8 protein-coding genes, 1 tRNA gene and 1 pseudogene are annotated in these 8,262 nt (G+C 69.7%); 5 read left to right on the forward strand and 5 right to left on the reverse strand.

Going from position 1 to position 8,262, the window contains the following annotated elements; translation table 11 throughout:
• Positions 1-361: NUDIX hydrolase (locus tag AC08OX_RS11840; protein WP_476607868.1), on the reverse strand; the 361-nt coding region annotated here is incomplete at its 3' end.
• A 303-nt stretch (positions 362-664) separates the two neighbouring features.
• Between AC08OX_RS11840 and AC08OX_RS11845 the strand changes: the two genes are divergently transcribed.
• From AC08OX_RS11845 to AC08OX_RS11855, 3 genes are all read left to right on the forward strand, one after another.
• The gene (locus AC08OX_RS11845; protein ID WP_476607869.1) at positions 665-1,072 is read left to right on the forward strand and encodes a TOBE domain-containing protein; all 408 of its coding nucleotides are present in this window, start codon (positions 665-667) and stop codon (positions 1,070-1,072) included.
• Between the two features lie 191 nt (positions 1,073-1,263).
• Complete coding sequence (locus tag AC08OX_RS11850; protein WP_476607870.1) at positions 1,264-2,100, forward strand: ABC transporter permease; 837 nt, start codon at positions 1,264-1,266, stop codon at positions 2,098-2,100.
• Between the two features lie 14 nt (positions 2,101-2,114).
• Positions 2,115-2,840, forward strand: a complete 726-nt coding sequence (locus AC08OX_RS11855; RefSeq protein ID WP_476607871.1) for an ABC transporter ATP-binding protein — start codon at positions 2,115-2,117, stop codon at positions 2,838-2,840.
• A 10-nt stretch (positions 2,841-2,850) separates the two neighbouring features.
• Here the strand turns inward: AC08OX_RS11855 and AC08OX_RS11860 are convergent, their stop codons facing one another.
• The gene (locus AC08OX_RS11860; RefSeq protein ID WP_476607872.1) at positions 2,851-3,063 is read right to left on the reverse strand and encodes a DUF1918 domain-containing protein; all 213 of its coding nucleotides are present in this window, start codon (positions 3,061-3,063) and stop codon (positions 2,851-2,853) included.
• 36 nt (positions 3,064-3,099) lie between these two features.
• Complete coding sequence (locus tag AC08OX_RS11865) at positions 3,100-4,428, reverse strand: phosphoribosyltransferase family protein (RefSeq protein WP_476607873.1); 1,329 nt, start codon at positions 4,426-4,428, stop codon at positions 3,100-3,102.
• Between the two features lie 845 nt (positions 4,429-5,273).
• On the opposite strand from AC08OX_RS11865, the gene AC08OX_RS11870 reads away from it, so the two are divergent.
• Both AC08OX_RS11870 and AC08OX_RS11875 read left to right on the forward strand, forming a co-directional pair.
• The gene (locus AC08OX_RS11870) at positions 5,274-5,825 is read left to right on the forward strand and encodes a hypothetical protein (RefSeq protein ID WP_476607874.1); all 552 of its coding nucleotides are present in this window, start codon (positions 5,274-5,276) and stop codon (positions 5,823-5,825) included.
• Between the two features lie 82 nt (positions 5,826-5,907).
• Positions 5,908-5,984, forward strand: a tRNA-Ala gene (locus AC08OX_RS11875).
• A 703-nt stretch (positions 5,985-6,687) separates the two neighbouring features.
• Here AC08OX_RS11875 and AC08OX_RS11880 read toward each other — a convergent pair.
• Positions 6,688-7,704 (reverse strand): annotated as a pseudogene (locus tag AC08OX_RS11880) (recombinase family protein); the annotation flags it as partial.
• Positions 7,705-7,783: 79 nt separating this feature from the next.
• Positions 7,784-8,262: ImmA/IrrE family metallo-endopeptidase (locus AC08OX_RS11885; RefSeq protein WP_476607875.1), on the reverse strand; the 479-nt coding region annotated here is incomplete at its 5' end.

The following is an 8,262-nucleotide window of genomic DNA, read 5'->3' on the forward strand; positions in this document are numbered from 1 at the left end:
TTAGTTCCAGGTCGAGCAGGCTCCCAAGGGACACCGAGACGATGTCGAGATCATTCAACCTGCTCCCGAAGTCGGCGCCCCACGACCGGTCAGCGGCGAAGACGACGTCGAGCACCCCCGTCCGCTCACCGCGTTCGATCGAGATGCTCTCGATGCCGCCCACGAACGTCAGGTAGTCCAGTTCGATACCGGCCTGCTCGTTCAGCAGCCGGCGCAGCGCCGCCTGCACGGTCTCCCCCGGCTCAACCCGGCCTCCCGGCAAGTGGAACGACTTCTGGCCACGCTCGTTGGCGAGCAGCACCCGATCACCCGCCACGAGCAGCGCACGCGTTGATCCGCACGGGGCCGGCGACCGGGTCACCGTAGGACGTGGTGGCGGTGGCGGTCGGTTTGGAAGCGAGCGGTGTCACGGGTGCTCCAGGAGTGGCGAGTCGGGCAGGGGACGAGTCGGGCCGAGAAGGGCAACCTCCGCATCGTGCCCCGCCGGACCGGATCGTGATGCGCCAACCGGTCATCCGGCCGGCATCGGGTCGGTCGAGGACACGGTCCCGTCAATCCGACCACCTCGCCGCCCAACCCGCAGGAGCGGATATTTCTCTGTAATTTCTCCGTAATTTCGGATCATGCGTCGCAGTTCTCCCGAAGATGCGGGTACGATCACCCCATGCCGAGATTCCGGATCAGCGAGGCCGCCGCGCTGCTCGGTGTCAGCGACGACACCATCCGCCGGTGGGCGGACAGCGGCCGACTGCCAACCGTCCTGGACGACGCCGGCCGCCGGGCGATCGAAGGCGGCACCCTGGCCGGATTCGCCGAGGATCTGGCGACCGAACAGACCGCCGCCCAGACGCCGGTCGTCGCCGAATCCGCGCGTAACCGCTTCCCCGGGATTATCACCCGCGTGGTGCGCGACACGGTGATGGCCCAGGTCGAGATCCAGGCCGGCCCGCATCGCCTGGTCTCGCTCATGAGCCGGGAGGCCGCCGACGAACTCGGGCTGGAAGCTGGCGTCCTCGCGGTCGGCGCGGTGAAGTCGACCAACGTCGTCATCGAGCTTCCCGAGCATCGTTGACCCCGATCAGCGAGAAGGGCCTGCCCGCCGTGTCGACCCTCGGCGGTTCGCTCCTTCGAGGGGGTCAGCCGGAGCAACGGGCTGTCGGCCCGCACGGCCGGTTCGGCCCGCGCGATCGGGCACCCCGGCCGGGTGACCCGCGGACCGGCGGACATCCACGCCGCACGGTTCGCCGGGAAACGCGCCGCCGGATGTCCTGGGCGCTGCTGGTGCCGGCCGGGATCGCTGGCCTGTTCCTGCTCCTGCCGCTCGTCGGCCTGCTCGTCCGCGCTCCCTGGTCCGCCCTGCCCGATCTGCTCACCGAGATCGCGGTCCGGCAGGCCCTTCTCCTGTCGGTGGAGACGGCCACCGCCACGACCGCGCTGTCGCTGCTGTTCGGTGTCCCCCTGGCCTGGCTGCTGGCCCGCACGCGTTTTCCCGGCCGGTCTCTGCTGCGCGCCCTGGTCACCCTCCCGCTCGTGCTGCCGCCAGTGGTCGGCGGCGTGGCCCTACTTCTGGTACTGGGTCGGCGCGGCATCGTCGGCCAGTACCTCGATGGCTGGTTCGGCATCACCATCCCGTTCACCAGCGTCGGCGTGGTGATCGCGCAGACCTTCGTGGCCATGCCGTTCCTCGTCGTGTCCGTCGAGGGCGCGCTGAACAGCGCCGATCGGCGGTTCGAGGACGCCGCCGCCACCCTCGGCGCCGGGCCATGGATGACGTTTCGCCGAGTCACCATGCCGATGACGGCGCCGGCGGTGGCCGCCGGCGCGGCGCTGTGCTGGGCCCGCGCCCTCGGCGAGTTCGGGGCCACGATCACGTTCGCCGGCAACTTCCCCGGGACCACCCGGACCACGCCGCTCGCGGTCTACCTGGCGCTGGAGACGGACTCGGACACCGCCATCGCGCTGTCACTCGTACTGCTCGCGGTCTGCGTCGGGGTTCTGGTGGCGCTGCGGGGCCGGTGGTTCCCCGGCACCCGGCGAATTTTACGCAACCGGGGAACGCGTGGCGCCGCCCCGGATGCGCTCGAGCGGAGCATCCCGTGAACACAGGGCACCCCGTGAACACCGTCACCGGAGATTCGGCGCGGGCGGCGCCCTCCGCCCCCGGCCTGGATCCGGCGTCAGGCGGGCTCAGCGCGCTGATGACGGTGCGACGGGGCCAGTTCGTGCTCGACGTCGAGGTCAGCGTGGCGCGGGGGGAGACGGTCGCCGTCCTCGGCCGCAGCGGGGCGGGCAAGAGCACGCTGCTGCGGGCCCTGGCCGGCCTCCTCCCGCTCGACGAGGGCCGGATCACCCTCGCCGGCGAGGTTCTCGACGACCCGGCCGAGCACCGCTTCGTCCCGTCCGAACAGCGGCCGGTCGGCATGGTCTTCCAGGACTACCTGCTGTTCCCACACCTGCGGGCCCGCGACAACATCGCCTTCGGCCTGCGGGCCCGCCTCGGCCAGGGCCGGCGGCACGCCCGGGCGTCCGCGGACACCTGGCTGGAACGGTTCGGAATCGGCCATCTCGGCGACCGGCGACCGGATGCCCTGTCCGGCGGCCAGGGGCAACGGGTGGCGCTCGCGCGGGCGCTGGCACCAGGGCCCGGACTGCTGCTGCTCGACGAACCGCTCGCCGCGCTCGACACCGCGACCCGCCGCGAGGTCAGGTCCTTCCTGCACAATGTGCTACCGACGCTGGCGGCTCCGGTGCTCATCGTCACGCACGATCCCACGGACGCCGAGGTTCTCGCCGACCGCATCCTCGCCCTCGATGCGGGGCGGGTCGTCGACCAGGCCTGATCCGGGCCGCTCAGCCGGCCCCGCCGCATGCCTCCTCGTCGCGGTGACGGATCTCGGCATCCGGACCCGGGTAGACGAAGCTGACGTGCCCCGTGCCGGACCAGCGGACCGCAAACGGCGGATCCCCAGCCGCCGAGCGCACCTCGAAGATCTTGCCGAGTCGATCCGGCTGCCGGGTGGTGTTACGGTGGATCACCAGAGTGTCGCCCGGGTGGGCACGCATCGCCCGGCGTCGCGCGGAGAGCGGGTCAGTACCCGGTCAGGCGCGACCGGGATGGCCGGCCAACGCCAGGTGATCGACGAACCAGTCACGCGCGAGCGCGGCCGCCTGCTCCAGGGCACCCGGCTCGGCGAACAGGTGCGTGGCGCCCGGGACGATCGCCAGCCGGTTCTCGCAGCCCAGCAGTCGGGCCTGGGCCTGCCGGTTCAGCTCGAGGACCAGATCGTCCCGCGCACCGACGATGAGCAACGTCGGGGCACGTACCGCGGTCAGCTGCGCCGCGGCCAGGTCCGGTCGGCCGCCCCGCGACACGACGGCCGCGACGGGGAACCCCCCTTCCGCTGCGGCCCGCAGCGCCGCGGCGGCGCCGGTGCTGGCGCCGAAGTAACCAATGGGGAGGGCAGCCGTGACCGGTTGGCCGCGCAGCCAACCGGTCACATCGATCAGCCGCCGGGCAAGCAGCCTGATGTCGAACACGTTCGCCCGGTCACGCTCCTCGTCCGGGGTGAGCAGGTCGAACAGCAGGGTCGCGAGCCCCGCGGCACTGAGGTCGCGGGCCACGAACTGGTTACGTGGGCTGTGCCGACTGCTGCCGCTGCCGTGGGCGAAGACGACTACTCCCCGGGACTGGTCGGGCACGGTGAGCCGACCAGCGAGCCGCACTCGACCGACGGGGATGTCGACCTCGACGTCGCCGCCGGACGGGTCGGCTACCGCGCCGCCGACCGGCATCGTCAGCGCGGCCCGGCGCAGCAGGTCGACGACCTCCTCGTCCGGTGTCTGGGAGAAGTCCGCGTAGAACTCGCCGATACCGAAGAAGGCGTCGGGCGTCTGGACGCAGACCACCTCGTCTGCCTGCCGGCGCAGCCAGCCGATCCGGTCACGGGGGGCAACGGGGGTCGCCAGCACCACGTGGGTGGCTCCCTGGGCCCGCACGACCTGGCACGCGGCAGAGGCCGTCGATCCGGTCGCGATCCCGTCGTCCACCACGACCACCGTCCGCCCGGCGAGCGGGATCCTTGGCCGGCCGTTCCGGAACCGCCGGGCCCGACGATCAAGCTCCACCAACTCGCGCGCCTGAACCGCGGCGAACTCGTCCGGCCCCACGTTGGCCAGCCGCCGGGCCTCCTCGTTGACGACCCGCACCCCACCCTCGGCGATGGCCCCCATCGCGAGCTCAGGCTGGAAGGGGACACCGAGCTTGCGGACGAGGATGACGTCCAGCGGGGCCTCCAGCACCCGCGCCACCTCGAACGCGACGGGAATGCCCCCGCGGGGCAGCCCGGCGACAACGACATCACGGCCGCGTAGATGCGCCAGCCGCTGCCCGAGCTGCCGGCCGGCCTCCTCCCGATTATCGAAGATCACGACAACCTCCTCGTGCCGGCCGGGCGGACTCCTCGTGCTCGCCGTCCGGACCGGACATCGTCCTGTGGTTGTCGTTCCCCGGTAGTCGCCAGGATACCGACCCACACCGTCTCGGGGCACCTGCCCCGATCCGAGCGATACACGGCGTGCGGCGTGCGGCGTGAAGATCGTCGAGGCGCTCCGGACAGCCGGAATCACCGTGTCCGCATGGGCCTGAACCGATCTCCGGCGGCCACTTGCGCTCCGACGCCCGGCCGGGCTGCCGTGCATAATAAAGACGTGACGCTCCGTTGGCAGCCCGGCTCCGCCCCTCACTGGGCGTGGCGAGAGGTCTGTTGTCCAGGGCGCTGTCGGTGTTGTCCCAGCCCTCGCGTCCACTGAGGCTCGCCGCACGCGCGACGAGCACATCGGTCCTGTAATTCTGGGACCGCTCTGGGCGCGAGGGGCCTCGGAGCTCGGCGCCAGACCTGAACGGATGATCTTTTTGCTCCCGATGGGAGCAGCTATCGATCATCCGTATTCCCGGACTCCCGTCCTGCCCCGGCCGGTTCGTTCACCGGAGTGCTCCGTGTGCGCTCCCCGGATAACCGGCTGAGCTGTGCGCTCCGCCGGATGAGCCAGGTCGCGCCGTCTCCGTCTTCTCCCGTCGCACGCCGGCCCGCTGCCCGCCCCGGTCACCTGTGGCCACGTCGCCAGGGCCAGCCGGGCTGGTCCGGTCCCGGCGGCTGGTCCGGTCCCGACCGGCCGATCCCCCGATGGGGCTTCCCAGACCCGCGCAACTACTGCGTAATCATCACGTAATCACTGTGTAGCTATCGAGAACTATCAGGAAGGCAGCGTTCGCTGTGACCTTCGAGTCGTGGATGGCCCGGTTGCGGAGCGAGGGATACCTCGTCTGCCCGGGGAGCTCCCCGGTGCCCGTCGAGGTACGAGGTGTTCGTCCCGACGGGGTCGGTCTGCTGTTCCGTTGCCGGGGAACGGCGATCCGGCTCTCCCTGTACCGGCCCGGACGGGCGGTATGGCAGATAGCCGTCCGCGACAAGGCGTGGTGCCCGGAGGAGTCCCTGCAGCTGTGGACGCACCACCAGCTCGGCACGCCGGATGTTCCGACCGACGCCCGGCTGGCCTTCCCCCGAAGCACCGAGCCGGACCAGGAGCTCGTCATCGACGGCGCTCGGCTGTGGGGATGGTGCGGCCATGAGGCGGGGCTGCTCCGGCCAGCCGCCGCGGCCCCCCTGTTCGACCGGTTGATGGCCACCGTCGCGAGGTCCGACGGGGCGCGGTCCGGCCTCGCCCTGTCGGACCGCATCCAGCCAGATCTCACCCGGGAGGTCGCCGTGCCGGCCGCCCGATCAAGGGCTCGGGGCAAGGAGGGCATCAGCATCAGCATCAGCTGACGGCCGGCCGGAGGTGGCGATCCATCCGAACCGGGTGGTCGTCACATGGGCTACGCGGTCCTGTAAGCTTCAGATGCTTCCAGGGGGTGTAGCTCAGCCTGGTAGAGCGCCTCCCTCGCACGGAGGAGGCCAGGGGTTCGAGTCCCCTCACCTCCACCATCACGGCCTTACTCGAACACTCGTCCTCCAGGACAGTGCTCAGCGAGGCGGTGGTAGTGAACCCCAGTGAAGCGGCGTCACCCGAAAGGGAGGCGCCGCTTTCGCGTGCTGGGGCGACGCGCGTAGCGCGTTCCGCCAGTACATCGTCTACGGCCTCTCCAAGGCTCCAGGCCCGGTGTGCTGTCACGGCGGTGTCGAACGGCTCGTTGAGGTCCTCGGTGGTCACGGTTGCCCCGGCGGGTACCTGGTCGAGGTAGAGCCGGGTGAAGACAGCCTTGTTGAGCACCTTCCGAGCCCGGAGGCCCGAGCGTCGGTAGAGCGCCTGCGGATCTTCCAGGAGGCGAAGCACGGTGGTCAGCACCTCGTAGCCCTCGTTGAGGGGCAGATCCTGTTCACCCAGCCGGGTCTCGATCCGGGCACGTTCCTCGCGGACGGCCCGCATCTTGGCTGTCAGCTTGTCCTTGGGCCAGTCCGGATCGCCCACCAGGTCGAGCAGACCGTCTTCCCGCTTGTTCAGCTCCTTGAGCTGCCGCTGGTACTGAGCGTGCAGTCGGCGGGTGCTGTCCGTAGTGCTAGACAAGGCTTCGTCGAGGCGGCTCTGGACCTCGGCGCGGAACTCCTCAGAGAGCCGGACGTTGACGTAGTGTCGCTCGATGGCGTCTTCGACGTCCGCCACCGGCAGGTACGGCAGGTCGCAGGAGCGGTCCTGGCGTCCTCGGCAGATGTAGTAGAAGTAGGTCACGCCGGTCTTGCTCTTGCCAGGCGTGATGATCAGCCGTCGCTGGCAGCGGTCACACCAGACGAGTCCCTTCAAATAGTGGTTGTGGACGCGCTGCCGCGCCCCGGCCTGCCGTTCGGCGAACAGCACTCGTTGCACCTGGTCGAACAGGTCCTGGGAGACCAAGGGCTCGTGCCGGCCCTGGTACTCCTCGCCCTCGTAGCTGACGAGGCCGAGGTAGTAGCGATCTTTCAGCAAGTCGCCGATCTTGTGTACCGAGATGGGTCGGGCGCTCCAGCGCTTCGTTGGCTTGGTGCGCAGGCCCGCAGCGGTGACTGCCTCACGCAGAGTGTGGAAGTTGTACTTGCCGGTGGCGTACAACTCGAAGGTCAGCGTGATCAGGGGGCCGCGTTCCGGGTCGACGATCACCGTGCGGACCTCACGGCCCTCGAACTGCTCCCGGACGTTCAGGTAGCCGAGAGGTGCGACGCCGAGCGTGCCGCCCTTCATGGCCTTCTGGCCCATCTTGTACTTGATGTCCTCGCCGCTGACCCGCACCTGGTACTCGTTGAACACGGCGATCATGCCGTGCATGGCCTGGCCGGCCGGCGAGGCGTCCAGGTTCCGCTCGGTCGCCGAGTGGAGCTGGACGCCCAGCCGTTCGAGGGTCACCATCATGATCGCGTCGTCGTAGCGGTTGCGGGCAAACCGCGACAGGGCATAGACGAAGACGTGCTTGATGTTCCGGTCGGCCTTGATGCGGGCGATCATCTCCTGGAAGGCCGGCCGCTGGTCAATCGTCTTGCCACTCTTCCCGGGGTCGAGGTACTCATCGACCAGGACGATGCCCAGCTCGCGGGCACGTTCGTTGCAGGCCACGCGCTGGGCGGGCAGCGAGATGCCTTCCGGGTCGAAGTCGGTATTGACCTGCCCGGCTGACGAGACGCGGTAGTAGGCGATGGCCTGCTCGCCGCGTATCGCCGGGCGTTTCTGCTTGCTCACAGTTCCTCCTTTCGTTATTTATGCCGCGTTGGGGCAGTCGGCCCCGAAGAACATCGACGGCCCGTCCAGCCGGAACCGGTCACTCGGCTTCGTCGGTCAGCCCCAGGTATTTCAGGCGTATCCGCATGGCCGAGATGGACACCTTGAACTGCCCGGCGAGGGCTTCAAGGTCCTGCAACCCGCTGGACCAGGCGCGCTTGAGGACGGTTCGGGGCATGAGGAAGCAGGCCGCGAAGTGATCGCAGATGCGTTCGATCTGGCGGGCGTGGTCCTCGGCCGTGCCGAAGCCGATCCTGACATAGGCCGTGGACACAATCGGGTCGTCGAGCAGGTGCTTGACCTCGTGGGCCAATGAGAACCGGCGGCGGCCGATGGGGTCCTCGCGGTTGATCGTGAAGACCGTTCGACCATCCCGGTGTAGATGGGTGACGCCGCCGACTTCCGAGGTCTCCGGCAGGTCAGTGCCGGGGTCTGAGGTGAGGATTTCCGGTGTGGGCTGGGTCGGTTGCAGGCGTGGCTGACCGCGCCGGGTGGTCGGGCTCGGCGTCACAGCGTGGC

The organism is Frankia sp. CoBUL1, from assembly GCF_978021245.1.

Bases quoted from the DNA above. Each gene is read 5' to 3' on its own strand.
- AC08OX_RS11860 (WP_476607872.1), bottom strand. From the start codon at position 3,063: ATGCGTGCCCACCCGGGCGACACTCTGGTGATCCACCGTAACACCACC.
- AC08OX_RS11850 (WP_476607870.1), top strand. From the start codon at position 1,264: ATGTCCTGGGCGCTGCTGGTGCCGGCCGGGATCGCTGGCCTGTTCCTG.
- AC08OX_RS11845 (WP_476607869.1), top strand. From the start codon at position 665: ATGCCGAGATTCCGGATCAGCGAGGCCGCCGCGCTGCTCGGTGTCAGC.